This window comes from Saccharopolyspora sp. NFXS83, from assembly GCF_026241095.1.
Classification (GTDB): Bacteria; Actinomycetota; Actinomycetes; order Mycobacteriales; family Pseudonocardiaceae; genus Saccharopolyspora_C.
The window spans coordinates 286,691-312,155 of record NZ_JAPFGB010000006.1; the positions used below are offsets into that span (position 1 = coordinate 286,691).

At 71.7% G+C, this 25,465-nt stretch carries 30 protein-coding genes; 6 read left to right on the forward strand and 24 right to left on the reverse strand.

Annotated features, from left to right (window positions below; translation table 11 throughout):
* Nucleotides 1-35 precede the first annotated feature (35 nt).
* Nucleotides 36-839 (forward strand): enoyl-CoA hydratase-related protein, encoded by an 804-nt coding sequence (locus tag OOZ19_RS09500; protein ID WP_266089675.1) that lies wholly within the window; start codon nucleotides 36-38, stop codon nucleotides 837-839.
* A gap of 104 nt (nucleotides 840-943) precedes the next feature.
* On the opposite strand, the gene OOZ19_RS09505 is transcribed toward OOZ19_RS09500, so the two are convergent.
* The gene (locus OOZ19_RS09505; protein WP_266089676.1) at nucleotides 944-1,516 is read right to left on the reverse strand and encodes a hypothetical protein; all 573 of its coding nucleotides are present in this window, start codon (nucleotides 1,514-1,516) and stop codon (nucleotides 944-946) included.
* A gap of 257 nt (nucleotides 1,517-1,773) precedes the next feature.
* On the opposite strand from OOZ19_RS09505, the gene OOZ19_RS09510 reads away from it, so the two are divergent.
* On the forward strand, nucleotides 1,774-2,658 hold the full coding sequence (locus OOZ19_RS09510; protein ID WP_266089677.1) for an oxygenase MpaB family protein: 885 nt from the start codon (nucleotides 1,774-1,776) through the stop codon (nucleotides 2,656-2,658).
* Between the two features lie 646 nt (nucleotides 2,659-3,304).
* On the opposite strand, the gene OOZ19_RS09515 is transcribed toward OOZ19_RS09510, so the two are convergent.
* From OOZ19_RS09515 to OOZ19_RS09560, 10 genes are all read right to left on the reverse strand, one after another.
* Nucleotides 3,305-5,122, reverse strand: coding sequence for an AMP-dependent synthetase/ligase (locus tag OOZ19_RS09515; RefSeq protein ID WP_266089678.1), 1,818 nt, complete (start codon nucleotides 5,120-5,122; stop codon nucleotides 3,305-3,307).
* Between the two features lie 75 nt (nucleotides 5,123-5,197).
* Nucleotides 5,198-5,887: an Rv1363c family protein gene (locus OOZ19_RS09520; protein WP_266089679.1), complete on the reverse strand. Its 690-nt coding sequence runs from the start codon at nucleotides 5,885-5,887 to the stop codon at nucleotides 5,198-5,200.
* Nucleotides 5,884-7,128 (reverse strand): MlaD family protein, encoded by a 1,245-nt coding sequence (locus OOZ19_RS09525; protein ID WP_266089680.1) that lies wholly within the window; start codon nucleotides 7,126-7,128, stop codon nucleotides 5,884-5,886. Before OOZ19_RS09525 ends, OOZ19_RS09520 begins: the two co-directional genes overlap by 4 nt.
* Nucleotides 7,125-8,315 (reverse strand): MCE family protein, encoded by a 1,191-nt coding sequence (locus tag OOZ19_RS09530; protein WP_266089681.1) that lies wholly within the window; start codon nucleotides 8,313-8,315, stop codon nucleotides 7,125-7,127. Before OOZ19_RS09530 ends, OOZ19_RS09525 begins: the two co-directional genes overlap by 4 nt.
* Nucleotides 8,312-9,394 carry an MCE family protein gene (locus OOZ19_RS09535; RefSeq protein ID WP_266089682.1) on the reverse strand — a complete coding sequence of 361 codons (1,083 nt, stop codon included), beginning with the start codon at nucleotides 9,392-9,394 and terminating at the stop codon, nucleotides 8,312-8,314. The genes OOZ19_RS09530 and OOZ19_RS09535 overlap by 4 nt, the downstream gene beginning before the upstream one ends.
* The gene (locus OOZ19_RS09540) at nucleotides 9,391-10,377 is read right to left on the reverse strand and encodes an MCE family protein (protein ID WP_266089683.1); all 987 of its coding nucleotides are present in this window, start codon (nucleotides 10,375-10,377) and stop codon (nucleotides 9,391-9,393) included. Before OOZ19_RS09540 ends, OOZ19_RS09535 begins: the two co-directional genes overlap by 4 nt.
* Nucleotides 10,374-11,372, reverse strand: coding sequence for an MCE family protein (locus OOZ19_RS09545; RefSeq protein WP_266089684.1), 999 nt, complete (start codon nucleotides 11,370-11,372; stop codon nucleotides 10,374-10,376). The genes OOZ19_RS09540 and OOZ19_RS09545 overlap by 4 nt, the downstream gene beginning before the upstream one ends.
* The gene (locus tag OOZ19_RS09550; protein WP_266089685.1) at nucleotides 11,369-12,616 is read right to left on the reverse strand and encodes an MCE family protein; all 1,248 of its coding nucleotides are present in this window, start codon (nucleotides 12,614-12,616) and stop codon (nucleotides 11,369-11,371) included. The genes OOZ19_RS09545 and OOZ19_RS09550 overlap by 4 nt, the downstream gene beginning before the upstream one ends.
* The gene (locus OOZ19_RS09555; RefSeq protein WP_184478985.1) at nucleotides 12,616-13,476 is read right to left on the reverse strand and encodes an ABC transporter permease; all 861 of its coding nucleotides are present in this window, start codon (nucleotides 13,474-13,476) and stop codon (nucleotides 12,616-12,618) included. Before OOZ19_RS09555 ends, OOZ19_RS09550 begins: the two co-directional genes overlap by 1 nt.
* The gene (locus tag OOZ19_RS09560; RefSeq protein ID WP_266089686.1) at nucleotides 13,476-14,282 is read right to left on the reverse strand and encodes an MlaE family ABC transporter permease; all 807 of its coding nucleotides are present in this window, start codon (nucleotides 14,280-14,282) and stop codon (nucleotides 13,476-13,478) included. The genes OOZ19_RS09555 and OOZ19_RS09560 overlap by 1 nt, the downstream gene beginning before the upstream one ends.
* A gap of 94 nt (nucleotides 14,283-14,376) precedes the next feature.
* Between OOZ19_RS09560 and OOZ19_RS09565 the strand changes: the two genes are divergently transcribed.
* Complete coding sequence (locus OOZ19_RS09565; protein ID WP_266089687.1) at nucleotides 14,377-14,973, forward strand: TetR/AcrR family transcriptional regulator; 597 nt, start codon at nucleotides 14,377-14,379, stop codon at nucleotides 14,971-14,973.
* 11 nt (nucleotides 14,974-14,984) lie between these two features.
* Here OOZ19_RS09565 and OOZ19_RS09570 read toward each other — a convergent pair whose 3' ends face one another.
* The 12 genes from OOZ19_RS09570 to OOZ19_RS09625 form a co-directional block, all read right to left on the reverse strand.
* The gene (locus tag OOZ19_RS09570; RefSeq protein ID WP_266089688.1) at nucleotides 14,985-15,293 is read right to left on the reverse strand and encodes a gas vesicle protein K; all 309 of its coding nucleotides are present in this window, start codon (nucleotides 15,291-15,293) and stop codon (nucleotides 14,985-14,987) included.
* Complete coding sequence (locus OOZ19_RS09575) at nucleotides 15,286-15,501, reverse strand: gas vesicle protein (RefSeq protein ID WP_266089709.1); 216 nt, start codon at nucleotides 15,499-15,501, stop codon at nucleotides 15,286-15,288. Before OOZ19_RS09575 ends, OOZ19_RS09570 begins: the two co-directional genes overlap by 8 nt.
* A 20-nt stretch (nucleotides 15,502-15,521) precedes the next feature.
* Nucleotides 15,522-16,292, reverse strand: a complete 771-nt coding sequence (locus tag OOZ19_RS09580) for a GvpL/GvpF family gas vesicle protein (protein WP_266089689.1) — start codon at nucleotides 16,290-16,292, stop codon at nucleotides 15,522-15,524.
* Complete coding sequence (locus OOZ19_RS09585; protein WP_266089690.1) at nucleotides 16,285-16,650, reverse strand: gas vesicle protein; 366 nt, start codon at nucleotides 16,648-16,650, stop codon at nucleotides 16,285-16,287. Before OOZ19_RS09585 ends, OOZ19_RS09580 begins: the two co-directional genes overlap by 8 nt.
* 16 nt (nucleotides 16,651-16,666) lie before the next feature.
* Nucleotides 16,667-17,029: a gas vesicle protein GvpO gene (locus OOZ19_RS09590; RefSeq protein WP_266089691.1), complete on the reverse strand. Its 363-nt coding sequence runs from the start codon at nucleotides 17,027-17,029 to the stop codon at nucleotides 16,667-16,669.
* A gap of 6 nt (nucleotides 17,030-17,035) precedes the next feature.
* On the reverse strand, nucleotides 17,036-17,284 hold the full coding sequence (locus tag OOZ19_RS09595) for a gas vesicle protein GvpG (RefSeq protein WP_266089692.1): 249 nt from the start codon (nucleotides 17,282-17,284) through the stop codon (nucleotides 17,036-17,038).
* A 1-nt stretch (nucleotide 17,285) separates the two neighbouring features.
* Nucleotides 17,286-18,056: a GvpL/GvpF family gas vesicle protein gene (locus OOZ19_RS09600; RefSeq protein WP_266089693.1), complete on the reverse strand. Its 771-nt coding sequence runs from the start codon at nucleotides 18,054-18,056 to the stop codon at nucleotides 17,286-17,288.
* Entirely contained in the window at nucleotides 18,053-18,469 is a 417-nt protein-coding gene (gene gvpJ, locus OOZ19_RS09605; RefSeq protein ID WP_266089694.1) for a gas vesicle protein GvpJ, read from the reverse strand. Before gvpJ ends, OOZ19_RS09600 begins: the two co-directional genes overlap by 4 nt.
* A gap of 4 nt (nucleotides 18,470-18,473) precedes the next feature.
* Complete coding sequence (locus OOZ19_RS09610) at nucleotides 18,474-19,532, reverse strand: SRPBCC family protein (protein WP_266089695.1); 1,059 nt, start codon at nucleotides 19,530-19,532, stop codon at nucleotides 18,474-18,476.
* On the reverse strand, nucleotides 19,525-20,118 hold the full coding sequence (locus OOZ19_RS09615; protein ID WP_266089696.1) for a hypothetical protein: 594 nt from the start codon (nucleotides 20,116-20,118) through the stop codon (nucleotides 19,525-19,527). Before OOZ19_RS09615 ends, OOZ19_RS09610 begins: the two co-directional genes overlap by 8 nt.
* Before the next feature lie 181 nt (nucleotides 20,119-20,299).
* Nucleotides 20,300-20,740, reverse strand: a complete 441-nt coding sequence (locus tag OOZ19_RS09620) for an FHA domain-containing protein (protein ID WP_416309414.1) — start codon at nucleotides 20,738-20,740, stop codon at nucleotides 20,300-20,302.
* 603 nt (nucleotides 20,741-21,343) lie between these two features.
* A complete protein-coding gene (locus OOZ19_RS09625; protein WP_266089697.1) occupies nucleotides 21,344-21,658 on the reverse strand; it encodes a hypothetical protein in 315 nt (104 codons plus the stop codon).
* 87 nt (nucleotides 21,659-21,745) lie between these two features.
* Here OOZ19_RS09625 and OOZ19_RS09630 point away from each other — a divergent pair, with 87 nt between their 5' ends.
* On the forward strand, nucleotides 21,746-22,462 hold the full coding sequence (locus tag OOZ19_RS09630; protein ID WP_266089698.1) for a YqeB family protein: 717 nt from the start codon (nucleotides 21,746-21,748) through the stop codon (nucleotides 22,460-22,462).
* Nucleotides 22,462-23,076, forward strand: coding sequence for a TetR/AcrR family transcriptional regulator (locus OOZ19_RS09635; RefSeq protein ID WP_266089699.1), 615 nt, complete (start codon nucleotides 22,462-22,464; stop codon nucleotides 23,074-23,076). The genes OOZ19_RS09630 and OOZ19_RS09635 overlap by 1 nt, the downstream gene beginning before the upstream one ends.
* Nucleotides 23,077-23,182: 106 nt before the next feature.
* Here the strand turns inward: OOZ19_RS09635 and OOZ19_RS09640 are convergent, their stop codons facing one another.
* Nucleotides 23,183-23,929 (reverse strand): SDR family oxidoreductase, encoded by a 747-nt coding sequence (locus OOZ19_RS09640; RefSeq protein ID WP_266089700.1) that lies wholly within the window; start codon nucleotides 23,927-23,929, stop codon nucleotides 23,183-23,185.
* Between the two features lie 181 nt (nucleotides 23,930-24,110).
* Between OOZ19_RS09640 and OOZ19_RS09645 the strand changes: the two genes are divergently transcribed.
* Entirely contained in the window at nucleotides 24,111-25,265 is a 1,155-nt protein-coding gene (locus OOZ19_RS09645; protein ID WP_266089701.1) for a glycoside hydrolase family 25 protein, read from the forward strand.
* Nucleotides 25,266-25,465: the final 200 nt, after the last annotated feature.

The window sequence follows — 25,465 nt, forward strand, 5'->3', positions numbered from 1 at the left end:
GGTCAGTTCCGCCCGAACCGCAAGGAGAACCGGCCATGACGACCTCCACCGGGATCCGCAGCACCACCGACCAGGGCGTGCGCACCGTCCACCTCGCCCGACCCGAACTGCGCAACGCCATGGACGGCGCGATGTTCGCCGCCTACTACACCGCGCTCGCCGAAGCCGACGACGATCCGGCGGTCCGGGCCGTCGTCGTCACCGGCGACGGCGACTGGTTCTGCAGCGGAGCGGCCCCCGACACGCTGCACCTGCTCGCCGGGCACGACGCCCCCGACTTGGAGACCTCGCTCGGCCACCCGCCGCACCTGCCGATGACCTTGCGCAAGCCGCTGATCGCGGCGGTCAACGGCGGGGCCGCCGGGCTCGGGCTCGCGCAGGCCCTGTTCGCCGACGTGCGGTTCCTCGCCGAACAAGCCCGGCTGTCCACCGCGTTCAGCAAGCTCGGCCTCATCGGCGAGTACGGCACCGCGTGGCTGCTGCCCAGGCTCATCGGGGTGGCCTCGGCGATGGACCTGCTGCTGTCCGCCCGCAAGGTGGAAGCGGCCGAAGCGAAGGAACTCGGCCTGGTGCAACACGTGCTGCCCCGGCACGAGGTGCTGCCCGCGGCCCAGGACTACGCCCGCCTGCTGGCGGAGAACTGCTCACCGCGCTCGATGGCGGTGATCAAGCAGCAGGTGTGGCGCGGGATGGACCTCGACGGGCCGCGGGCCGTCTCGGAATCGGTGCGGCTGATGGCCGAATCCTTGACCGCACCGGACTTCCGAGCGGCCGTGCGCGGCCTCGGGCAGCGCGGCCCGGTGGAGTTCCCCCCGTTGCCCCCGAACCGATCGGCGTGAGCGGTCGCCCCAAGCGGCCACCGCGGATCACTCGGAGCGAGCTCCGCCGGCTGCTGCGTCGCGAGCCGCGAACCAAGCGCGCACCTCGGGGGACAGCCGATCGCCTACGGGTTCCGGGTCGTAGTAGGCCGCGTAGGCATCCGCGAACCGTTCCTGGGGATTCGAGAACTGATGCCGATGGTCCGCTCGTCGGCGTCGTAGGAGCTGGTGTGCTTGCCGCTCGCGTCCGGCTCGATGGCGATCAGCTGCTCGTTCGGCCCCGAGTCTCCCTGCGGCAAGCTGGCCAGCGCCTGCGGCGGCCCGATCCTGATGCCGCACTTCTCGCTCAGCGCCCGTTCCCGTTCGCGGACGTCCCCCCGCCTGACAGGTCTCACGGCTGCCTCCGGTTCGGCACCGGTTTCGACTCGCTGCACGGCGTGCGCCGTCGCCCCGGCAGCTCGCTGGTGCCGGTCCGCCGGAACCGGTGCCCACGGCCCGCCGCCGCTCGCGATCTCGACCCGACCGCGCTCGCGGGAGCGCCGCACCCACTCGGCCGTCGCGGCGTTGCCGAGCGTGCGTTGGAGCGCGATCAGGCCGACCGGTGCCGCACGGTCGCCCAGCGCGGGAGCAACCGGCCTGTGCGAGATCGGGCCTCGTTCCCGCTCCGCCGACGACCGCTCGGATTGGTCGTGTCGCACAGCACCTCTCCCCACCGCGCGGAGCTCTCGGCCCAGTCTCGACAGCCCGCGCGTGCCGCCACAAGGTCGCCCCGGCCTCACTACGCTGCCCGTAAGCGCAACGGGAGCTGCCCTGCCGTGCTCATCGCAAGCGATTCGACGCACGCGGCGCCGCGACGTTGCCCGCCCGACCCCACCAGCCGCTCGCGTCACGCTCCGCGTTCGTGTTTCGTTGCACCTCGAGGGCTCGGCCCACCGGGCCGCAAGGGAGGTTGGACATGGCACGCACCTGGTTGCGGCGCATCGCGGAACTGGACCCGGTCACCGATCACCACGAGATCTACAAGATCTCCATCGGCTACGAGTTCCCCTTCGACTACCAGCGAGCGCTGGAGTTCGCCCTGTTCCGGACCTACTGCGTGCCGAGCATCTCGGCCCTGCTGGCCGCGACCGGCGAGTTCGAGAAGCGCCCGCAGCAGCGCTACGACGACACCGCGCTGCTGATGGCCGAGATCGCCGAGCACGGCTACGACTCCGAGCGCGGCAAGCAGGCGCTGCGCGTGGTCAACCGGGCGCACGGCCGCTACACCATCTCCAACGACGACATGCTGTACGTGCTGTCGACCTTCGTCTACGACCCGATCGACTGGATCGACGACTTCGGCTGGCGGCCCCTGCACTCCCACGAGCGCGACGCGGCGTTCCACTACTTCCAGGCCGTCGGCAGGCGGATGGGCATCAAGGACATCCCGCCGACGTTCGCCGAATTCCGCCGGTTCAAGGCGGAGTACGAGCGCGAGCACTTCCGCTACAGCGAGACGAACCACCTGATCGGCCGCTACACGCTGGACCTGTTCTGCTCCTGGTTCCCCAAGCCGCTGCGCCCCGCGGTGTCGCTGGCCGCACGCGCCCTGCTGGACGAACCGATGCTCACCGCCTTCGGCTTCCGCGCGGCGCCCGCCTGGGTGCGCGCGGGCGCCCGCGGCGCGTTGAAGCTGCGGGCGGCGGTGGTGCGGTGGATGCCGGAACGCACCGAATCCAAGCTGGCGCAGGATCCGGGCAACAGCACCTACCCGAACTACCCGCGCGGTTACACCCCCGAGGACCTGGGCGCACCGGCCCCCACCGACATCGACCCCGAATGGCTCCGCCGCTCCAGCTGACCGCCCGGCCCCCGAACCCACCCGCATCGAAGTGAACGGACCGTTCGCCCAATCCCGTGGGACGAACGGTCCGTTCACTCCCGGGTGCGGTGCGGAGGGAGTCGACGTCAGCTGGAGGAATGCCTCAACGCGGCGGTGGGCCTGCAGCTCGTCACCTGGCCGCCCGCGTCCCGCACCCACGGCCCCGCCCGGCCCTCGAACCGGCGACCCGACAGTCGGCCCGCCAACACGCCCGGCACCAGCAGCAAGGCGAACTAGATCAACACCACGGCGGGAGCATCGACCGCTTGGCAGGATTCGGAGGGAAGTACCGGTTTCCCTGGTCCATGACGAGATCTTCGGCGTCCTCAGTCGCGATGCCCCTGGCCGGGGAACTGATCATTTAGGCCTTGGACGTGGGCGTCCCGGCCGGATCGGTCACCGGCGACACGGTCGACGGCGAGAAACCACAGCTTCGCAAAGCCCTCCGCCCGCGTGGAATCAGCGATCTTCTAGCCGTTGCGAAGCCCCACCGGTTCACCACCGGCATCGGCCCCCGCAAAGCGGTGCGGTTGCCCGCCGACGCTCTTGGCTCGCCCCGGCGCCCCTCCGAGCGAACGGACGGTTCGCCCGATCTCCTTGGACGAACGGTCCGTTCACTCCCGAGTCAGGCGTAGAGGGAGTCGATGTCGGCGGCGTAGCGCTCCTGGACGACCTTGCGCTTGAGCTTCAGGGTCGGGGTGAGCTCGCCGCTCTCCGCGCTCCACGGCTGCGCCAGCACCTCGTAGCGCTTGATCTGCTCGGCGCGGGCGAGCTGCCCGTTCACCTCGGTCAGCAGCACGTCGAGTTCGGCGCGCACCTTCGGATGCGCCGCCAGTTCGCCGAGATCGCCGCTGATGCCGTGCGCCGCCGCCCACCCGGGCGCGGTCTCCTCGTCGAGCACGATCAGCGCCGTGAGGTACGGCTTGCGGTCCCCGATGGCCACCGCGTGCCCGACCAGCGGGTGCGCCCGCAGCAGGCCCTCCACCTTCGCCGGGGCGATGTTCTTGCCGCTCGCGGTGATGATGAGTTCCTTCTTGCGGTCGGTGATGGTCAGGTAGCCGTCGTCGTCGATCCACCCGATGTCGCCGGTCGCCAGCCACCCCTCGTCGTCGGTGGCGCGGGCGATCTCGCCGGAATCGTCGAGGTAGCCCAGGAAGACCACCGGCCCGCGCACGAAGACCTCGCCGTCCGCGCCGAGGCGCAGTTCCACGCCCGGCACCGGCCTGCCGACCGAACCGGGCCGGTAGGCGTCGGCGGTGTTGGCGGTGGCGCAGCCGGTGGTCTCGGTCATCCCCCACACTTCCAGCACCTCGATGCCGAGGCTCGCGAGGAATTCGAGCACGTGCAGCGGGAGCGGGGCGGCGCCGCTGCTGGCCCAGCGCAGCTCGTCGAGGCCGAGCATCGCGCGCACGGGGCGCAGCACCTGGGCGTCGGCCTCGGCGAGCCGTTGCGCGTGCTCGGCGGGCACGGGCTCGCCCCGGCCGCGCAACCGGACCGCGTGCAGGGCGAGTTCCTGGGCGCGGGCGAGGACTTCGCGCTGCGGTTCGGCCTGGCGGGCGAGGACGGCCTGCAGTCCCGTGGTGATCTTCTCCCACACCCGCGGCACGCCGAAGAACGCGGGCGGGCGGAAGAACGCCAGCGTCTGCACCACTTGCGACGCGTCCGGGCACACCGAGACGTGCAGCGCCTTGTAGAGCGCGCGGTAGATGCCCAGTTCGCGTTCGGCGACGTGCGCCAGCGGCAGGTAGGACACCGAGGGCGCACCGTCCGGGGTGGGCGCGATGCGGTCCACGGCGACGGCCTCGTAGACGGCGTTGCGGTGGCTGAGCACGACGCCCTTCGGGTCGCCGGTGGTGCCGGAGGTGTACATCATCGCCAGCGGATCGTCGGAGGCGATGCGCGCCCAGCACCGCTCGAACACCGCCGGATCAGCGCGGTGCAGCGCGGCACCGTCGGCGTGGAGTTCGTGCCAGCGCACGAACCGGTCGTCGCCCGGCGGGGTGGCGACCTCCGGGTCGAGGACCACCACGGCGCGGATCTCGGTGTTCCCGGCCAGCACGGGCGTCCACCGGTCCAGCTCGGCGGCGCCTTCGAGCACGACCACGGTGGCCTTGCTGTGCGCGGTGACGAACCCGATCTGCTCGGTGCTCAGCGTCGCGTAGGCGGTGCAGGGCAAAGCCGCCAGGTGGGTGGCGGCGAGGTCGACGATCCAGTGCTCCGGGCGGCTGGACATCATGATCATCATGCGGTCCCCCGCGCCGAGCCCGCGCTCGGCCAGGCCGCGCGCCACGGCCGCCACCTCGTCGCGCAGCTGCGACCAGGTCAACGTGGTGTCGTTGCCGCTCAGCGCCGGCCGCTGCGGCTGGTCGCGCGCGTTGCGGGCGAGCAGACCGGGGATGGTCAGTCCGTCGGCGGCCTCGGCGCACTCTGCTGCGATGGTCACGTCACTCGCTCCTCACTGCGGAAAACCTGCCGGATCAAGGGGAATCGGATGACGGGCCGCGCCCGCCCGGCCCGCTCAGACCAGCTTCACGTCGTCGATGAGCCACTTGCCGTCCGGATGCACGAGGGTGAGCTGCATCCGGGTCCGGTCCACCCTCGGTTCCGGGCTGTTGGTGTTGGTGATCGTCTGGTCGACGAACAGCACCAGCACGGCCCGGTCCGGCTCCGCCCGGACCGCTCCCGCGCCCCGCACCTCGCCCTTCGACGTCGCCTGGTACTGCTGGATGAGCTGTGTCAGCCCGTCGCTGACCTCCTTGTACTGGCGGGCGAACTCGGGTGAGGCGTTCTCGGACACCGACCCGAAGTCGTCCCGCAGGTTCTGGTGGTCGTAGGTGGTGAGGGCGAGCGCGTACCGCTCGCCCGCCGCGAGCGCCTCCGCGCGGGCGGTGTCGCGGACCGCGGCCTCCCGGAGCTGCACGCCGGTGTAGGTGAGGCCGCCGAGCAGCAGCAGGATCGCCAGCGCGGCGGCGAGGACGGGCGGCCTGCGCAGCGCGCGCAGCCGCGCCTGACCGCCCGCGTCACCCTCCACTGCGGACTCCGATGCCCCACCGGCCGTGCCCGGCGGGTCCTCGGCGACGGCCGGTTCTCCGCCGGCCGTCGAGGAATCCTCCGCCCCCTCAGCGGAGGTTCCTGGGCCGTCCGCCTCCGGGAGGCGGGTGCTGGTCGTCCCGGCGTCGCGGTCGGATTCGGCTCGGTCGCTGGTCATCGCACTCCCTGGAACATGATCGAGGACCACGGCCGTGGCCCCAGGACCCCGCCGTCCCCGCTCACCGCGCCGCCGGGCGCGGCGTCCGGGGAAGCGGACTGCGCACCCGGCGGCGCCGCCGGGTACCGCGCCGGAACGGCCGCCTCCGGTGCGGCGGCCAACGGCGAGTCGGGACGCGGGGCGCTGTCGGCTCCCCGCTGTTCGAGGCCCGGCCCGGGCGCGCAGCTCCAGCCGAGCTGCGGATCGCGCGGGGCCGTCTCGGTCGGGGTGCGCCGCTCGGTGCCGTAGTAGCAGGCGGGTCCTTGAGCGGCGACCAGGTAGAAGTCGGCGACGTCGCCGTGCACGATGCTCGCGAGGTCGGAGAGCCCCTGCGGCAGCGCGGTCATCGTCTCCCGCAGCGCGGGGACGTGATCACCGAGCACCTCGCCGGTGACCAGCAGGTTCCCCAGCAGCGCACTGGCGGCCCCCTCGTTGCGCGCGAGCAGCTCCGACACCGACCGCGTGGTGCCCGGCACCGTCCGGGCGAGGCCGCGGATCGCCGGCTGCTGCGCCCGCGCCTCGTCGGCGAGCTCCCGCATCGAGGCCGCCAGGCGCGGCAGGCCGCCCGCCCCGTCGACGGATCCCAGCACCCGCGGCCCCTGCTCGATCAGGTTGGTGATCTGCGGTTCCCGCTCTGCCGCGAGCCGGGTGAGGTCGCGGGTGTTGTCCATGATCCGGCGCAGTTCGGGACCGGCCCCGTTAAGCCCGGTGGAGGCGGCGTCGGACAGCACCCGCACGTCGTGCGGATCGATGCTCTCGGCGAGGTCGGTGACGTGCACCAGCAAGGTGTCCAGCGGCATGGGGGCGCTGGTGTCCTCGGCCCGGATCACGTCGCCGTCGCGCAGGTACGGTGGCGCGTCGGTGGCGGGTTGCAGGTCCAGGTGCTGCACGGCCATCGGGGTGTCCATGCTGATCCTGGCGACCGCGTCGGCCGGGACTCGGCTGCCGGGGTCGAGCCGGAGCCGCAGCGTCACGCCTTCGCCGCTCGGATCCAGGTCGACGGCACCGACCGCGCCGGTCCGCACGCCGCGGTAGGTGACCTGGGAGGTCTCGGCGAGTCCCGCGGCGTCGGGCAGCCGCACCGCCACGCGGATCGGCGAACTCGTCGGATTCCCGCCCAGCACGGTGTCGGCCACGAACGCCCCGCAACCGAGGGCGATCACCAGGAACAGGGCCAGTTGGACCAGCACGGCGCGGTTCATCGGGTCCCTCCGGTCAGCAGCTCGGCGGCGGAGCCGGGCGGCGTGGGCGGCGTGAACGGCGCCAGGTCGGCCCGCGCGGGGTCGGACCGATCTGCCGCCCCGTTCGGCAGCGGTGGGTTCTGCCCGGTCAGCAGCGGCAGCAGGGTGCCGGACACGTCGAGCGTGCCGTCGAGGTTCAGGTAGTCGCCCGGAATGGCACCGCCGAGCTTCACCTGGAACGTGCGCAGCTCCGTCAGCGTGCTCGCGAGGTCGCCGTTGAAACCGGCCAGCGAGTCCAGCACCGGCCGCAGCTCGTCGAGCTGCGCGGTGAACGCGGGCCCTGCCTCCCGCACGACGCCGTCGGCGGAGCGCCCGAGCGCGGTCACGCCGGTCAGCAGCTGCTCGAACCGCTCGCGCTGGCTCAGCAGCACGTCGACCGCCGGGGTGATCTCGCGCAGCGACCGCCGCAGCAGCGGCGTGTCGGCGGCGGTCGCGGCCGACAACCGGTGCAGCGAGTCGATGGTGGCGTCGAACTCCGCGCGGTTCGCGTCCACTTCGGACAGCAGCGCGTCGAGCCGGTGCAGCAGGTCGCGCACCTTCTGCTCCCGCCCGCCGAGCGCGGTGTTGAGCTCGGTGACCACGGTGCGCGCCTGGTCCAGGCCGCTGCCGCCGAGCACGGTGCCGAGCGCGGCGAGGGTGTTCTCCAGGTCCGGTCCGCGCGAGGTGCGCGCCAGCGGGATGGTGTCGCCGTCGGCGAGCAGGCCCGGCGAAGCGGGTGCGGCGGGCGGTTCCAGCACCACGAACTGCTCGCCGAGCGCCGCGGTCAGCTCCAGCCGCGCGGCGGTGTCCTTCGGCAGCCGCAAACCGGGGACCAGGTCGAGCCGGGCGACCGCCTTGAAGTCCTCCGTGGACAGGTCGTGCACCCGCCCGACGGTGGCCTGCCCGATCCGCACCACCCCGCCGGCGGGCAGGTTGGAGACGTCGCTGAACACGGCGGTGACCCGAGGCCCGTCTCCCTCCCCGCCCAGCGGCAGCTCGTGCAGGCTCAGCCCGCAGGAACTCGTCAGCAGCGCGGTGGCCAGGACCAGCGGCAGCAGCGCGGAAGTCCGCGCGGAACGGGTTCTGACCGGCGCCTCGCCAGTGGCGGAGCCGCCAGTCGGCGACACGCGCGGACCGCCCCGGAGGACCTGCTCGTGGTTGCGCATCATCCGCCTCCCACCATGGTGTGCAACGGATCGAGGTTCGGCGGGAGCGGAATCGGATTCACCAGCCCCGGCCCGGAGCACAACGGCACCGGGAACCGCTCGCACAGCCGCGCGGTCGCGGGGAACTGGGCGAGGTTCGAGGAGATGTTCAGCCGGATCCGCAGCCGCTCGTCCTCGGTCACGGCCCGGCTGAAGTTGCCGAACACCAGCGGCAGCGTGGTGAGCACCTCGGAGAGCTGCTCGCGCTGCCCGGCGACCTGAGCCGTGGTGCCCGCGAGGTCGCGCACGCTGCCGGTGAGCTCGCCACCGTGCTCCCGGATCAGCGCGTCGGCCTCCGCCAGCGACCTGGCGAGCCGACCGATGGTCTGGTCGAGGTGCAGCCGCTGCCCGCCGTAGTCCTCGCTGGCCTGCCGCACCCCCGCCGCCAACGAGTCCACGGTGGAGCGGTGTTCGGCGAGCGCGCGGACCAGCACGTCGAGGTTCCCGATCAGCTCACCGAGCTGCTCCCGGTCACCCGCCAGCACGTCGGTGGCGCCCGCGAGGCGGGTGATCGCGGTGCGCACCCGCGGCCCGTTGCCGTCCGCGGCGGTCGCCGCCGAGTGCAGCAGCGCGCCGAGGTCGTCACCTCCGCCCGCGCCGTCCGGACCGAGCGCGGAGACCACCGCGTCCAGCGACGACATCAGCTCGTCCCAGCGGATCGGCGAGTGCGCCCGCTCCGCCGGGATCACCGCGCCGTCGGCCAGCACGGGACCGCCCCCGTAGGCCGGGCCGAGTTCCACGAACCGGTCGCTGATCAGCTGCGGGCTCATGATGTAGGCGTGCGCGGCGGCGGGCAGCGCGATGTCCGGGCGAACCCGCATCACCACCCGCACCACCGGTCCGCGCGGGTTCACCTGCTCCACGACGCCGACCGGAACGCCCAGCACGTGCACCTTGTTGCCGGGGTAGATCCCGTCAGCGGTGGCGAAGTCCGCCGACACCGCGCGGGGAGGCGCGGGCCGCAGCAGCACGTACCAGCCGCCCGCGATGATCAGGGCCGCCGCGCAGCCGAGCGCGATCAACCTGGAGGGTCGTCGGCTCATCGGCACCCCTCGACCAGCCCGGCGAGGCACAGCAGGTTGTCCGGCAGCGGGCCCGCCGGTCCCGACACGTCGCCCCAGCTCCCATTGCCGGTGGCGTTGGCCAGCGAACGCCCCGCCGTTCCGAGGGTGGCGATGGTGCGCGCGATGGCCTGCTCGTCGCGGCGCAGCGCCGCGGTGATCTCGCGCAGATCGCTCAGCAGCGGCCCGAGCTTCGCGGAGTTCTCCGCGAGGAAGCCGTCGAGCTGCGCGCTGAGCATGTCCACGTCGTCGATCAGCCGCAGCACCGTCTCCCGGCGTTCGGTGAGGGTGCGCACGATCAGGTCCGCGTCCCCGAGCAGTTCCACCAGCGCGTCCTGCTGCTCCACCAGCGTCGCCGTCGTCGCACGCGCGCCGTCGAGCAGCTCGTCGAGCTGGGCGTCGTGGCGGTCGATCAGCTCGGCCGCGCCGGTGATCCCGGTCAGCGCCCGTCCCAGCAGCTCCGGGTCCTGCGGGGCGGCTTCGCGGACGGTGGACATCATCCGGCGCATCGCTTCGAGGTCGAGCTCGCCTGCGGTGCCCGTGGCGTCGGCGCCGAGCTCGTCGAGGCTGTAGGGGATGCGGGTGCGCTCGCGCGGGATCACGGAGTCGAGTTCGCCGAGCCCGGCCGGTTCCACCGCGAGGTAGCGGGAGCCCATGACGGTCGCCAGGCGCACCGAGGCGGAGGTGGCGGCGCCGAGGCGCTGCTCGCGGTCCAGCCGGAACGTCACCCGCACCCGGTCCCCTGCGATGTCCATGCCGGTGACGCGCCCGGCGGGCACTCCGGCGACGTGCACCTGGGCGTCGGCGGTGAGCCCGCCCGCGTTGGCGAATTCCGCGGTGTACTCCCTGGTTCGCCACAGGAACGACAGCTGCGGCACGGTCACGACGCCGCCGAGCACCAGCAGCGCCACGAGCAGGCCCACGGCGCCGACGACGATCGGGTCGCGGTCGCGACGGCGGCTCATCGGCACACCTCCGAGTGCGGGCCGCCACCGAGGTCGACCTGCGCCCCGCCGACCGACACCCGCAGGTTGCAGACGTAGATGTTGACCCAGCTGCCGTAGTCCAGGGTCCGGTTCAGCTTCGCGACCAGCTCCGGAAGTCCCTGCACGGCGGTGTCGAAGCGCTGCTGGTTGTCCACCCAGCCCTGCGACATCGCGCCGAGCGCGTCCACGTCGCGGGTCAAGTTCGGGGTGATCTGGTCCATCGACCCGCGCACCGAGTTCGCCAACGTGCCGCCCGCGTCGAGGGCTTCGGCGATGCGGCCCCGGTCCTCGGCGACCGCGGAGGTCAGTTCGCCCAGCCCGCCGATCAGCAGGCGCACTTCCTCGCGGTGCTCGCTCGTGGTGGCCAGCACGGCGTTGAGGTTGACCAGTACCTCGCCGATCACCTGGTCGCGTTCGGTGAGCCCGGAGGTCACCGACACCACGCGTTCCAGCAGGCTCGTCAACGTGCCCGACTCGCCTTGGAACACCGCGATCAGCTCGTGGGCGAGCCGGTTGGCCTCCTGCGGATCCAGCGAGTCGAACAGCGGCTTGAAGCCGTTCATCAGCGCGGTGAGCTCCAACGCCGGCCGCGTCCGCTCCAGCGGGATCGTCGCGCCCGCGGGCAGCGTGCCGCCGCCGTCACCGGCGTCGAGCGCGATGAACCTGCTGCCGAGCAGGTCGGCGTAGCGGACCACGGCGCGCGTACCGCCGGGCAGCGGCTGGTCGTCGAGCACGGCGAAGCTCACCACTGCGGTGCCGTCGCGCAACCGCACGTCCTCGACGGCCCCGACGCGCACTCCCGCGATGCGCACTTCGCTGCCCTGCTTGACGCCTTGCGCGTCGGTGAACTCAGCGCGGTAGGTGCGCGTGCCGCCGTCGAGCGGGTGGTTCAGCGTGTTCACCACGAGCACGGCGGACAGCACCGAGACGGCGACGAACGCGGTGAACTTGGCGGCGGTCGCGGTGAGGCTCATCGCGTCACCACCTGCGTTCCGCGCACGACCGGGCCGAACAGCAGTCCCAGCAGGTCGCTGTCCGGCGCGGCCCCGGCGGACGGCACCGCTGCGCGTTCGTCCTTCGCGGACGCCGAAGGCGCGTCGGCCGGACTGGCGAACATGCGCTCCAACTCCCCCTTCTCGCGAGCCGTTCCGACGCTGCCGACGGCGCCGCCGTACGTCGTGGCATCCGGGCAGTTCGGCCCGTCCAGGCCCGGGTAGCGCGGGCACTCGGCGGGCGTGTACGGGTGCGGGTCCTCCAGCGTCACCGGCGCCCGGATCTGGAAGCGGTCGTCGACAAAGGTGCGGCTCACGTTCGAGGTGAACTCCCGCAGGTTGCGCAGCGTCTCGGGAATCCGGTCCGCGTTGCCGCCGAGCACCTCCGAGGCCGGTCGCGCGACGTGCACGACCTCGATGGCGCGGGCCGCGTTCTCGTCCAGGAACTGCTGGGACCGCTCGGTGAGCTCGGTCCCGGCACCCAGCAGGTCCGCGAGGTTCTCCCGCTCCTCGACCACCGCGTGCGACAGCACCACCGCGTCGTCCAGGGTCGCCAGCAGGTCCGGTGCGGCGCCGGCCAGCTGCTCGGTGAGCCCGGCGACCTCGCCGAGCTCGCCCACCACCTCCGCCGGGTCGAACCGGCCCGACAGGTCGTGCAGCGTGTCGATGGTCTCGCCGAGCTCGGCGCCGCGCCCGCGCAGCACGTCGGCCATCGTGCCCAGCGCCACCTGCAACTCCGCGGGCCGCAAGCTCTGCAGCAGGGCGAACATCCGGGTGTAGGCGTGGTAGATCCGCACCGTGTCGGCATCGGTGTCCGCCGCGATCTCGGCCCCCGGCTCCAACCCGCCGCCAGCCGTGGATCCGGCGCCCGCGAGCTCGACGTACTGGTCCCCGAACAACGTCTTCGGCAGGATCCGCAGCCGCACGCCCGCCGGGATCGAGTCCATCGTGGACGGATCCATCCGCAGCGTCAGCCGGGAACCCGCCGTTCCCTCGTTGACCTCGGCGAGCTCACCGACCACCACTCCCCGGTACTGCACCGCCGAGTTCACCCGCACCGGCCCCGCCGCCGCGGGCACGTCCGCGCTCACCGTCGGGTCGGACTCGAACGCCTCCCCGCCACCCAGCACCGCGAACACCGCCGCGCCCAGCACCACCACGACACCGCCGATCCCGCGCAGTGCCAGCGAAGTCCGGCTCACACCGCCGCGCGTCAGGTCCACCATCACTGCACCCCCAGCGCGGGCAGGCTGGGGCTCAAGCCCCAGAACAGCAGCGTCAGCACCATGTCCGTGAACGTGATCGCGACGATGCTGGTGCGCAGCGCCCGTCCCGCGGCACGTCCCACGCCTTCGGGGCCGCCGGTGGCGTAGTAGCCGTAGAAGCAGTGCACCAGCGTCACCACCATCGCGAACACCACGGCCTTCAGCAGCGAGAACCCGATGTCCGACGGGGTCAGCAGCAGCTGGAAGTAGAAGTCGTAGGTACCGCCCGACTGGCCCTGCAGGGTGACGACCGCGACCCGCGTCGCGATGTAGGACGCGAACAGGCCCACCAGGTACAGCGGCACCACCGAGATGAACGCCGCCGCCATCCGGGTGCTGACCAGGAACGGCAACGAGCGCACCGCCATCGACTCCAGCGCGTCGATCTCGTCGGAGATCCGCATCGCGCCCAGCTGCGCGGTGAACCCGGTGCCGACCTTCGCCGCCAGCGCGATGCTCGCCACCAGCGGCGCCAGCTCGCGGGTGTTGACCATCGCCGACATCAACCCGGACATCGGGGTCAGCCCGATCAGGTCCAGCCCCCGATACCCCTCCAGCCCGACCTGGGTGCTGGCCACGAACGACATCGCGAAGATGACGCCGATGGTGCCGCCCCCGGCGAACAACGAGGCCGCGCCGAAGCTGATCTCCGCGACGAGCCGCGCCACGTGCCTGCCGTAGTGCACCAGCGCGAACGGCACCGACGCGATCGACCGGAAGTAGAAGGTGGCCTGCACCCCGAACGACACCAGCAGGTCGATCAACCCGCGGGTGCGCCGCACCGCGCCGCGCCGCGCCGCCCGGACCAGGAGGTCTGCCATCAGAACTCACCCTTCGGCGGCAGCAGCAGCGGGTGCAGCTCGGTCAGCACGGTGTTCGCCACGAACACCAGCACGAACGCCATCACCACGGCCTCGTTGACCGCGTCGCCCAGCCCGCTCGGGCCGCCCTTGGCGGTGAGGCCCTTGTACGCCGACACCAGCGCCGCCAGGACCGCGAACGTCCCCGCCTTGATCTCGGCCATCAGGAACCCGCCCGGATCGGAGTACGCGGTCAGCGTCGCGAGGAATCCTCCGGAAGATCCGCCCAGCAGCACGTGCACGAGCAGCGTGGCGGTGATACCGATGGCCATGACCACGCCGTTGAGCAGCACCGTCACCAGGACCGCCGCCAGCACCCTGGGCACCACCAGGCGCTCCATCGTGGAGAGCCCCATGACTTCCATGGCGTCGGTCTCCTCGCGCAGCTTGCGCGCCCCGAGGTCGGCGCAGATCGCCGAACCTCCCACCCCGGAGATCATCAGAGCGCACACCAGCGGCGCGGCCTGGCCCACCACCACGAACGCCACCACCGCCCCGGCGTAGCTCTCCGCACCGAGCTGTCCGGCGAGCGAACCGATGTTCACCGCCACCAGCACGCCCAGCGGGATCGTCATCAGCACCGCCGGCACCGTGCTCACCGACGCCAGGAACCAGGACTGCTCCAGGCATTCCCGCCAGGACAGCCGCCGCCCGAGCAGCGCCCGGCCCCCGGCGCGCACGGTCCGCAAGGAGAACACCAGCAGCAGCCCCGCCTGCGCCGCCGCATCCGCGAACGGGCCGCGGGCGGGCGGTGTCTCCAGGGCCATCGTCGGCTCCCTCCACAGTGCGATGCACATCTAGAACGAGCGTTACGTAGCATGCGTTACGGAACAATCGTTTTGACTTTTCGGGGGAATCGACGTGGCCAAGAAGATCCGCGACCCGCGCTCGCGCCAGCACATCGTGGAGGCGGCGTGGCGGCTGCTCGCGACCCGCGGGCTCGGCGCCACCACCATGCGCGCCGTCGCGGCCGAGGCCGGGGTGTCCACGGGATCGGTCACGCACTACTTCGAGGACAAGGCCGAGCTGATCAACGCGGTGCTGCGGCACAACGGGAAGGTCGCCGCCCAGCGCGTCGTGGAGGCCGTCGGCGAACGCCGCGGGCTCGACGCGGTGCAACGCGCCACCCAGGGGCTGCTGCCGGTCGACGAGGAACGGCTCACCTGCTGGCGGGTGTGGCTGGCGTCGTGGTCGGACGACTCCTCGGGCGGCTTCACCGAGGGCTACCAGGTGTGGCGCTCATTGCTGCGCAGACATCTCAACGAGGCCGTGGCGGACGGCGAGCTGCCCGACGGGCTCGACCTGCCGCACGAGATCGGCGTGCTGGGCACGCTCGTGGTCGGCACCGGGCTGCTCGCGGGCTCCGACATGTCCACCCGCGATCAGCTGCGCAGGCGGGCCCGCCGCATCTTCAACGAGCACTTCGCCCGGCTCGCCCAGCAGCGCTCGTCGGTGTGAACCGGGCGGGATCAATCACGCGGCAGCAGCGGGCCCAAGGGACCGAGGTCGAGGTTGAGCTCCTCGGCGGACAGGTCGAACCGCTCCCGCAGCTCGGTCACCGCTTCATCCAGCTTCATCAGCGCCACTCCGAGGTCCTCGACCTGCGGGTCGGCCAGTTCACCCGAGTCGACGCGCCGCAGCGCCTGGCGTTCCATGAGCTGACGCACCAGCTCGATGATCGTGAGCACCAGCTTGAACAGGTCTCGCTGAACCGACTCCGAGTCGGCGTCGATGCGGCGGGGCAACCCACCACGCGCCCGCCGTTCCTCCTCAGCCATCACCCACCTCCAGCTCGGTACCCGCGGCACCCTCGTAGATGGAGGTGATCAACGCGCGCAACGAGACCCGGACGAGATCGACCCCGGCCAGCGAGATCGTGATGTCCCCGGTCAGCACCACGCCGCCGGCCAACAACCGGTCGAGCAGATCGACCAGCGCGACCTCCTGGGCATCGCGCACCGGTGCGTCGTCCCGAGCGTGCGCCACCTCGGCGTTCTCCGGCCGGGTCACGCCTCCTCGCCCCCGATCACCGCGAACGAGTAGGCGGGCCACGGCCCGGTGACCTCAGCGCGCAGGCCGCCGTCGGCGGCAGTGGCGTGGGCGGCCTCGCGGAACTCGGCGGACCGGTCGGCGTCGACCAGGTAGGCGCCGTTGAGCACCATCGTGCCCTCGTACTTCGCCAGTTCCCGGTTCTGCGCCGGCAGCACCCGAGAGGCGTGCGCCAGCGCGACAAGCTGCCGGTGCAGCCGCTCCGCTCGATCCGCGGCGTCCGACCGGTGCCGTTCGGCGCCTTCGCGGCGACGCCTGATCCGCTCCAGGTAAGCCGATCCCGGCCGCTTGGACGACTCTTCCTCCGGCTGCTGCTCCACGGGGGTTTCGGCGGGGGGATCGGCGAACGCTTTCACCCCCCACTCGATGCGACCGGTGATGCGATCCAGCACCTCCAGCAGCTCGCCGGCGCGGCCGGTCAGCACCTCGCGCACCCGGTCGTCCGAGTAGTACACGGTAGCCAGGCTCAACGGCGCGACCGGCGTGGGAACGGCGCCGATCACCCGGTTGTGCGCTCGCGCCGTCGACTCCAGCCACCGCACGTCCTCGAAGTGCTCCCGCAGGCCCTCCTCGCCGAAATCCGCCGCGTCGACCGTGCTCACCCACGCGACCACGCCCGCCGCGCGCACCGCTCGCACCGGGCGATCGCCGATGCCGGTGACCTCACCCGGTCCCGCGTCACCGCCGGCCCGGGTGATCGCGTAGACGTAGCTCATCGGCTCAGTCACTGCCCTGCTCCTCGATCGCGTCCGGGTCCGCCGCGTCTTCCAGTCGGCGGACTTCGTCGCGCAATCTGCGGTTCTCCTCGACCAGGTCCCGGTGGCCGGCCGACAACGTCGGGTCGGACTCCCACCAGTTGATGCCCATCTCCCTGGCCCGCTCCACCGAGGCGACCACCAGCCTCAGCTTGATCGTCAACAGCTCGATGTCGAGCAGGTTCACCTGGATGTCCCCGGCGATGACGATGCCCTTGTCGAGCACTCGCTCCAAGATGTCGGCCAGGTTCGCCCCCTCCTGGCGCGCGGGCGTGTTCTGCTGGCCGTACCAGGCGGGAGCGCGTGAGCCGCCGGCGTCGGAACCCGTCATCGCCCACCACCTCCCGTCACCGCGAGCCTTCGCCGCGCGGGTACCGCTCGACCCGCCGGTACGACAACAACTCGCCCGCTTCGTCCAGCTCCGCTTCGTAGAGCGCCAGCACGTCGGTCGTCGCCGGGACTCGGCGCGACTCGACCACTTCCACTCCGACGAGCCAGCCCTGCTCGCCCCGTTGCAACGAGGTCACGCCCTCGGCCGACCTCCCGATCAGCTCCTCCAGCTGCTCCAGCGCCAGCCGCGCCACCTCGGGCGCGCGCAACCGGCTCGACCGGGGCGGCGCCGCCTCCGGCGGCGCGCCTTCGTCCGGCGGCGGACGCCGCCTCGGACGGTTCCGTTCCGAGCTTCCCGCGCGGTCCGATGCACCCGGCATGATCGATCACATCTCCCCCGACCTGCGCCGCTGTGCTTCGAACAGCCTTGCCAGGTAGCCGTCGTGCAACTCGTCCCGCTCCTGTTCGGTGATCTCGCCCGCCTCGAAGAGCTCATCCGCCTCGGCCATGCCGCGCTGGATCGTGCCGAGGTCGTAGTACTCGCGCTCAGCCTGCTCCTTCATCCGCTCCGCCACCCACGTCACCGCGCGGATCGGGGCGAGCGGCGCGGTGAGGATCCCGCTGATCAGTCCCATGTCAGCTCTCCGGGAGGAAGTCGTACGGGGCCATCGGCCCCAACAGGCGCAATCGGACCCTGTCCGCCCACCGCTGCCCGAGATCGTCGACACCGTCCTCGAATTCCGCGATCCGGTCCCGATCGACCAGCAACGCGACGCTCAACGCGTCGTCCTGCCCGCTGACCTTCCGCACCGCGGTCGCCGCGGAAAGCGGGTCCAGCGCGGCGAGCGCGACCTCGACGTCGCGCGCCCGCGTGCGTTCCACGGCCTCGCTGACCAGCTCACCGAGCCGGACGCGCTCGGCGTAGCCCTCGTCCTCGGCGGCCTCGCGCAACGAGTCGCGCAGCCGGCCGATCTCGGGGACCTCGGCGACGATCTCGCGCAGGTGCACCTGGTCCGCGTACCGACCGCGCAGCGAGAACTGCACCAAGCCGTCGAGTTCGTGCAGCACCGCGGCGAAGTGGTCGTGATGCTCGGTGAGCAGCTCGTCGTGCACCGCGTCCACATCGGTCACCACACCCCCGAAGCGCAACGGCAGCACCGTGGACTCCGCCGCGACGGTGTCGAGCACCTCCTCGTGGGCCAGCAGGTCCTCCCGCGTGCCCAGCGGGCGGTCGAGTTCCACCTCACTCACCAACGCCGCGAGCGAACCGCAGGTCACTTGGAGCAGGGCACCGCTGCCACCCACCGTCGGCAGTTTCGCGGACACCGGCGCTCCCGCCCGGACGATCCCGTACACGTACACGCCCTGCGTCACCGTTGCGGCGTCCTGATCGGTCCGCGTCGTCATCGGCCCCGCCCCCGATCCCGCGATTCGCGGCGCGGCCGAGCAGGTTCCCGTTCCGGCTCCGCGTCGGAACCGCGAACCTCGTCGAACTTGTCCTTGGCAGCGTCGAGCACGCCTTTCGTCTTGCCCTCGGCACCGCCCTGCGCCATGCCCTGCATCAGCTCGGGCAGGTCCTTGCCGCCCTTCTGATCGAGGTCCAGCCGGTTCGTCGCCTCGGCGAACCGGAGGTAGGTGTCCACGCTCGCGATCACGATCCGCGCGTCCACGGTCAGCAATTCGATGCCCACCAGCGACACACGGACGAAGGCGTCGATCACCAAGCCCTTATCCAAGATCATTTCGACCACGTCGGCCAGGCTGTTGGCCGATCCGCGTTCCACCGCGGACCCGCCCTGCCCGGTGTTGGCCACCGTCACGAGATCACCTACCCCGCTGTTCGCGGGAATCGCGCCGAGATCGACGTGCCGGTTCCGGCCGCCGCGCGGCGGACTCGTCGGACGGGCCGTCCGCTGCGGACTCGTCCTCGTCGTCGTACCCGTCGTCCTCGTCGTCGTACCCGTCGTCTTCCGCGTAGCGGTCGTCGTACCCGTCTTCCTCAGCGCCACCGTCCTCCGCCTCGCGGTCCGCCTGCTCCTGCTCCACGGCGTCCTCGTGCGTGCGGACGACTTCGCGATCCCGGATCTCACCGCGCCAACCCTCGACCTCGTCCTGCTCCAAGATCGTGCGCGTCATCATGTGGCGCTTGATGTGCTTGAAATCGGAACGGACCCGGCGGCCCTGGGCCCGCCAGAGGTTCGCGGTCTTCTCGAAGAATCCCTGCGGATGATATTCCAGGACCAGCAGAATTCGGGTCATCGTCGGAGTGATCTCGTGGAACGTCACCGTCCCGTCCACCGATCCCTTGGACCCGGTCGAATGCCAGACGATCCGAGTATCGGGAACCTGCTCCTGAATGGTCGATTCCCAACTCCGGTGCGACAGGAAGATCTGCGCGCGCCAATTGATCTTCTCATCCGATTCCTGTTCGACGCTCTCGACCTTCCGCGTGAAGCTCGGATAGTCCTCGAAGCACGTCCACTGGTCGTAGACCACCCGCAGCGGCAACCCGACGTCGCACTGCTCGACGATGTTGACGACCTTCGCCGAACCGCTGCCCGCCGAACCACCGACTCCGAGCACTTCGCCCACCTTCTTCTTCGCGACGTCCTTGCCTGCGCTGAGCATCGCCTTGACCGGCCCGGCTCCTTCGGTGAGCTTCTTGCCGCCGGTGACCGCCGCCATCAGTCCGGAGTCACCACCGCCGTCGGCCGCGTAACGGGTGAGCCTGCCGATCAGGCCCTTCGCTTGGTCGCCCAACGCCCCCGCGGCCCGCTCGGCTGCGGCCGACAACAGGTCCTGCCCGGCGTCCGTGAGCCGCCCCCACGGAAGATCCTGCAGCGGGTTCGCGCCCTTGGTCGGGCTCTTGCCTGCCTCAGGCATCGCCTTCACCTCGACTCGGCCGGTCGGCACCGCGACGCGGCGCTGGACGATCGGAAGCGGAGCGACCCCCGCGACCTGCGTGTTCCGGGCGCGCGGGACGCGTGCCCCGAGTGCCCTGCCGGGCACGCGCCCTCGGGCGCTCCGCCTCCGGCGCCTGCTCGGCCTCGGACCCCGCCTCCGGCGCCTGCTCGGCCTCCGGGGCTTCGGGGGCGTCGGCCTCCGGGGCTTCGGGGGCGTCGGCCTCCGGGGCTCCCGCGTTCCGGGTCGGGGAGGCCTCCCCGGCCCCGTCCCGTAGTCCGGCGGCCCGCTCGCTCAGGCTGTCCCCGAGCGACTCGATCTTCCTGGACGCCGCCGCGGTCGCGGCGGCTTTCGCAGCCTCCACCAATTGACCGCGCACATCCCGGGTGAGCGAACTCAGTTCGTCGGACCCGGCGACCGATTTCACGCCCTGCCGCAGCAGTTCGGCCGGATCGGTGGGCAATTTCTTCCCCGCGAGGACGCCACCCACCACGATCGCGAGCTTCATCTTCTTCGTGCGCCCCAGGAAGTAACCGAGCGCCACTGCCGCGGCAATCCGTGATTTCATTGCTCGACCTCCCAGCAGCAGAATGACCGCGACGTTCCGCCACCAAACACCGGAAATCGTTTGTCGATCAGTCTTCGCATATTTCGCCGAACGAGTCGGCTGCTCTTATGCTACGCCCGTGTGGCGGCAGGGAAAGGGACTAACGCACCCGACTACGGCATCCGCCGCCTGGCGCGGGAGTTCAGCGCCCCTCGTAGAAGGTGAAGCGGACCTTCCCGACCCAGATCTCATCGCCGTCGGCGAGCTCGGCGCTGTCCACGACCCGCCGGTTCAGGTAGGTGCCGTTGAGCGAACCCGCATCGCGGACGACGAACCGGCCGCCCTCCCACCGAACCTCGGTGTGGTACCGCGACACGGTCACGTCACCGAGCACGATGTCGCAGTCGCGGTGCCTGCCGAGCACCGTGCAGTTCTGCTCCAGCGGGTAGACCGCCCCCTGCTCCGGGCCACGGGACACCACCAGTGCCGCGGTGCCCGTGCGCGGCTGCACCATCGAGTGCGGTGGCGCGGTGGCGGCTTCGTCGGCCCGCGGTGCGGGAACGCCGACGGTGCTCTCGTCCCTCGACCCGGCCGCATCCTGGGACCCGGGGCGGAACGTTCCGAACGGGGATCGGATCATCATGGTTCTCCCTTGCGCGGACCAGTCAGTTCGTGCGTTTCCCACTGTGGCCCCGATTCGGGGTCGTGCGACCGGGCCCTTCGTCCCTAACCGGTGGTGGCCTCCCGCACACCGCGTGATGAACCGGGTCCGCTGCGCAACCGGACAGGTGACACCGCGCACCACTCCCACCACTCCCGACCACCGAGGGCGAGGTCCCCATCGCTGCTCACCAGTGGCACGGGAGCCGTCCAGGCTCACCGCCAGCACCCCGGACAGCCCGCCGAGCGCGGAGCTCAACGCCGACAGGAAACGTGCGTCGTCCGCGACCGCGGACTCCTCGATTGCCATGGACCCGCTCCGCCGATGATCGTCCGATCCCGTCTCGCAGGCAGCCGCGACCGCACCGACCGGTGTCCTGGCGTCGGGAGCCGGAATCGTGCCGGTGGGCGATCGTGGATCATCACAGGGCCATGACCGGAAGCCAGCAGCTCGCCTTCGGCGCCCGGAACCTCGCTCCTCGCCCGAGGCCCCGGCCCCGGACGGGAAAAGGGGCCGGTCTGCCGCCCCGACCACGGCAGACCGGCCCCGCCGGCGTTCCCCGCTGAAGTACCGCCTCGTCCGGCCCTAAGCGGGGTGCGCTTCGCTCACGTGCAGCGGGGTCCCCTGCATGCACGTGGTGAGCGCGCCGGGATCCGGTCGGCCACGCACCACCAGGTGCGCACCGGGCTTCACCACTGACGGATCGCCGCCGACCAGCAGGTACGGGGTGCGGCCCTGCCCTGGCAGCAGGGAGCACCGGGGCTCCACCCCCGCCTGGACCGTGCCGACCACCGTGATCTCCTGCTCCGCCGGACCGGCGAGCGCAGGGGTGGTCGCGCCCGCAATGCCCAGCACCGCCACGAGCAGCATTCCCACCGTTACCCACCGCGACGTCGTCATGGCGCCCATTGCACAAGGAACTTCCGGCGATCGCCACTTGAAGACCCCGATGAAATTAAACCGAGCACGCGCTCTAATAATGGACCCATGACGCAGGACTCCTCCCCGGTCACCGGGAACGCCACGCTCGCGGTCGAACCCGTCCGACTCCGCTACGGCTCCGTCATCGGCTTACCCGTGCTGGGCGGGCTGATCGGCTGGCTGGTCGCGCTCGCCGCCGGGTGGGTGGCAGGGCTGCGCTGGGCCCCGTTCCAAGGGATGTTCGAGCTGATCGCCTCGTTGCCGCAGCCCGCGGGCACGCTCGGCATCGCCGGGTTCGGCGTGCTCGCCGGCATCGGCTTCTCCTCGCTGAAAGCGGCCGACCGGCTGAGCGTGAACGTGGCCCCGGAACGCGTCGAGTTCCGCCGCGGACGGCGCGCCCCGTCCGAGGTGGCGGGCACCGAGGTGGACTCGGCGTTCCTCGACCGGGGCGCGCTGGTGCTGCAGGACTCAGCGGGCGACGAACTCGCCAGGGAGCAGACCGGCATCCCCGTCGCCACCCTGCGCGCGGCGTTCCACGAGCACGGCTACCGCTGGCTGAAGTCCGACCCGCACGGCGGCGAGTTCGCGCTGTGGGTTCCCGAGACCCCGGCGGTCGGCGTGCGCGCCGACTCGCTGCTGCGGACCCGCGCGCACGCGTTGAAGAAGCGCAACGACACCGATGCCGCGCAGCTGCGCGACGCGATCAAACGCGCCGGTTTCCTGGTCCGCGACGAGAAGAAGCAGCAGTACGTCCGCCCCCGGCCGCAGCGGAACCAGAACTGATGCGCACCGTCGACCCCGACCGCTACGCCGCGCGGCGCAGGAACATCCTCGACGCCGCCGCCGGGTGCTTCGCGCGCAAGGGCTTCGACCGCACGACGACCGCCGACATCTGCTCGACCGCGGGCATCAGCTCCGGCAGCCTGTTCCACTACTTCCCGAACAAGCGCGCCGTGTTCACCGCGATCTTCGAGCAGGACGGCCGCGACAACGCCGCGCAGCTCACCCGCGCGGCGAACGCGCCGGACCCGTGGGCCGCGCTGCTGGAGCTGGTCGACCACCTGGTCCGGCCGCTCACCGACTGCCGCAACTCCGGCCTGGTCGTCGAGCTGATCGCGCAGGCAGGGCGGGACGAGGAGCTCGCGACGCTGGTCGCGCGCAACGACCGCGACCTGCGCGAGGGCATCGCGGCCTTGCTCGGCAAGGCCGCCGAGCAAGGCCGGATCGACCCCGGCGTCGACGCCGAACGAGCCGCCCACTGGGTCCTGGGCCTGGCCGACGCCCTGTTCTCCCGCAGCGGGGTCGCCCCGGACTTCGACGCACTCGACCAGGTCCCGACGCTCCGGCTGATCCTCTCCCGCTACCTCGGCGCCGTCGGAGCGACCGCCGAGCGCTGACCACCCCACCCGTGGTGATCAAGCCGGACGCACGCTGCCTCACCAGCGATGATGACCACCCCGGAGCGACGCTGAGGTTTCCTCGATCCGTGCAGCCCGGACCGGGTCAGTCGAACAGCGGGCCGCGGTGCACCTTGTGCTGCGCCGCCTGGGCCAGGGGGCGCAGGACGAGGCTGTCGATGTTGACGTGCAGCGGCTGGGCGACCGCCATGGCCACGACCCCGGCCACGTCGTCGGCGGTCAGCGGCCGATCGACGTCCGCGTAGACGGCGTCGGCCTTGTCCTGGTCACCGTGGAAGCGGTTCCGGGAGAACTCGTCGGTGTGCACCATGCCCGGCTGGATCTCGATGACCCGGACCGGCTGCCCGGCCAGTTCCAGGCGCAGCGTCTCGGTCAGCGCGTGGGCGCCGTGCTTCGACGCGCTGTAGCCCGCGCCGCCCTCGTAGTTGACGAACGCGGCCGTCGACGTCATGTTGACGATCGTGCCGCCGCCACCGGCGCGCAGCAGCGGCAGCAGCGCCTGGGTCACGTGCAGGGTGCCGAGCACGTTCACCGAGAACATGCGCTGCCACTCCTCGGGCTTGCCCGCCGAGACCGGGTCCGATCCCCACGCGCCGCCCGCGTTGTTCACCAGCACGTCGCAGGCGTCGAGCTCGGCGGCGAACGCGGCGACGGAGTCCTGATCGGTCACGTCGAGCGCCAGGGCCCGCCCGCCGATCTCCTCCGCGAGCTCCGCGAGGCGGTCCTGCCTGCGGGCGGCCACCACGACGTGGAAACCGTCCCCGGCCAGGCGACGGGCGGTGGCCGCGCCGATCCCACTGCTCGCTCCGGTCACCACGGCGGTCTGCGTCACAACAACTCCCCTGCTCAAGCCGATCTCCGGACCAACCCTAGAAAACGGTCCGAGCGGTCTCAACACGGGGCTTTTCGGGCCCGATTTCTCCTAATAGCACCACTCCGCCCGCGAATGTGACTACCCTCAGTAGTGCCCTGATCATCCACGGCGTCCCGCTACCGCCACCGACCAACGCGAGGTGAGGCCGGTCGTGCTCTACGGCATCGACATCTCCCACCACCAAGGCGCGTTCGACCTGGGCCGCACTCGGGCCGAGGGATTCGAGTTCGCCTTCCTCAAAGCGACCGAAGGGAGTTCCTTCGTCGACAGCAGGTTCGGTGCGAACCTCGGCAACGCCCGCGCCGCCGGACTGCTCGTCGCCGCTTACCACTACCAGCGCGCCGAATCGAGCGCCGCTTCGCAGGCCGGGCACATCATCAACACGGTGCCCGCCGACGTGCCGGTGATCCTCGACGTGGAGGACGGCGGCGGCGGTCCCGACCTGTCCCGCGACATCATCGGGCGCCTGCTGGCGGCCGGTTACCGGTCGCCGCTGCTGTACCTGCCGCGCTGGTACTGGGAGCAGATCGGCTCGCCACCGCTGGGCGGACTACCACCGCTGTGGTACTCGCGCTACGCCAGCAACGAGGGCGGCTACGCCAGCGAGATCTACGAGCGCTACCGGGACTTCTACGACGCCCAGTGGGGCGGCTACGGCGGTCTCGGCGTCGCGATCCTGCAGTTCACCAGTTCCGCCACCGTCGCCGGGCACGCACCGGTCGACGCGAACGCGTTCCGCGGTACCCGCGAGGAGCTCGCGGGGCTGCTCAGCTCATCCACTCCGGAGGACGACTTGACTCCCGATCAGGCGCAGAAGCTCAACGAGATCCACCACGAGCTGTTCGGCCCGCGCGGACCGCAGGGCCAGATCGTGGGCTGGGGCACCGAGGCGGGCAACCACACCGCGATCGGCCTGCTGGTGCACATGTTCAACGCCCTGCTCGGGCCGAGGCCGTCCCGGGTGCCGGGTGCCGAGCACGTGCTGGTGCCCGCGGTGGACGCGATCCGGGACACCAACGGCGTGGTGTACCAGCTCCCCGCGATGATCAACGCGGGCGCGACGGGCGACCCGCAGGCGGTGGCCGAGGCGCTGCGCCCGGTGATCGCCGAGGCCGCCGGCCCGGCGATCCGCGAGTCGGTCACCGAGGTCTTCGGAGCCGACGACCCGGCCCGCACCGAGGCCGTGGTGCAGGCGATCGCCAACCGCCTCGCCGCCCGGCAGGCGCCCACCCAGCAGATCCCGGCCCAGGCCCCCGCTCCGCAGGCCCCGGTCCAGCAACCCCCGGCGCAGTGATCGCCCGAGCGCACCGGCCGACGCCGGCGTGAGCGGACCGTTCGCCCGGGACCGGTCGAACGGTCCGCTCACCCACGCCCCTGCCCGGCACGCGCGGGCGCGCCGGACTCGGAGTGCACGGCTCGCGGGCGCCGGTTCCGTGGGCTGTTCCTGGGCGACCTTGAGCATCCCGGCCTGCGGGTTCGTCTCCACGTAGATGT

Coding starts and splice junctions, on each gene's coding strand:
- OOZ19_RS09540 (WP_266089683.1), bottom strand. CDS start 10,377: ATGAGCCGCCGTCGCGACCGCGACCCGATCGTCGTCGGCGCCGTGGGC.
- OOZ19_RS09585 (WP_266089690.1), bottom strand. CDS start 16,650: ATGACGGGTTCCGACGCCGGCGGCTCACGCGCTCCCGCCTGGTACGGC.
- OOZ19_RS09510 (WP_266089677.1), top strand. CDS start 1,774: ATGGCACGCACCTGGTTGCGGCGCATCGCGGAACTGGACCCGGTCACC.
- OOZ19_RS09520 (WP_266089679.1), bottom strand. CDS start 5,887: ATGACCAGCGACCGAGCCGAATCCGACCGCGACGCCGGGACGACCAGC.
- OOZ19_RS09530 (WP_266089681.1), bottom strand. CDS start 8,315: ATGATGCGCAACCACGAGCAGGTCCTCCGGGGCGGTCCGCGCGTGTCG.
- OOZ19_RS09590 (WP_266089691.1), bottom strand. CDS start 17,029: ATGCCGGGTGCATCGGACCGCGCGGGAAGCTCGGAACGGAACCGTCCG.
- OOZ19_RS09545 (WP_266089684.1), bottom strand. CDS start 11,372: ATGAGCCTCACCGCGACCGCCGCCAAGTTCACCGCGTTCGTCGCCGTC.
- OOZ19_RS09610 (WP_266089695.1), bottom strand. CDS start 19,532: ATGCCTGAGGCAGGCAAGAGCCCGACCAAGGGCGCGAACCCGCTGCAG.
- OOZ19_RS09630 (WP_266089698.1), top strand. CDS start 21,746: ATGACGCAGGACTCCTCCCCGGTCACCGGGAACGCCACGCTCGCGGTC.
- OOZ19_RS09570 (WP_266089688.1), bottom strand. CDS start 15,293: ATGGCTGAGGAGGAACGGCGGGCGCGTGGTGGGTTGCCCCGCCGCATC.
- OOZ19_RS09500 (WP_266089675.1), top strand. CDS start 36: ATGACGACCTCCACCGGGATCCGCAGCACCACCGACCAGGGCGTGCGC.
- OOZ19_RS09555 (WP_184478985.1), bottom strand. CDS start 13,476: ATGGCAGACCTCCTGGTCCGGGCGGCGCGGCGCGGCGCGGTGCGGCGC.
- OOZ19_RS09525 (WP_266089680.1), bottom strand. CDS start 7,128: ATGAACCGCGCCGTGCTGGTCCAACTGGCCCTGTTCCTGGTGATCGCC.
- OOZ19_RS09550 (WP_266089685.1), bottom strand. CDS start 12,616: ATGGTGGACCTGACGCGCGGCGGTGTGAGCCGGACTTCGCTGGCACTG.
- OOZ19_RS09595 (WP_266089692.1), bottom strand. CDS start 17,284: ATGGGACTGATCAGCGGGATCCTCACCGCGCCGCTCGCCCCGATCCGC.
- OOZ19_RS09560 (WP_266089686.1), bottom strand. CDS start 14,282: ATGGCCCTGGAGACACCGCCCGCCCGCGGCCCGTTCGCGGATGCGGCG.
- OOZ19_RS09600 (WP_266089693.1), bottom strand. CDS start 18,056: ATGACGACGCGGACCGATCAGGACGCCGCAACGGTGACGCAGGGCGTG.
- OOZ19_RS09620 (WP_416309414.1), bottom strand. CDS start 20,740: ATGATGATCCGATCCCCGTTCGGAACGTTCCGCCCCGGGTCCCAGGAT.
- OOZ19_RS09625 (WP_266089697.1), bottom strand. CDS start 21,658: ATGACGACGTCGCGGTGGGTAACGGTGGGAATGCTGCTCGTGGCGGTG.
- OOZ19_RS09615 (WP_266089696.1), bottom strand. CDS start 20,118: ATGAAATCACGGATTGCCGCGGCAGTGGCGCTCGGTTACTTCCTGGGG.
- OOZ19_RS09535 (WP_266089682.1), bottom strand. CDS start 9,394: ATGAGCCGACGACCCTCCAGGTTGATCGCGCTCGGCTGCGCGGCGGCC.
- OOZ19_RS09635 (WP_266089699.1), top strand. CDS start 22,462: ATGCGCACCGTCGACCCCGACCGCTACGCCGCGCGGCGCAGGAACATC.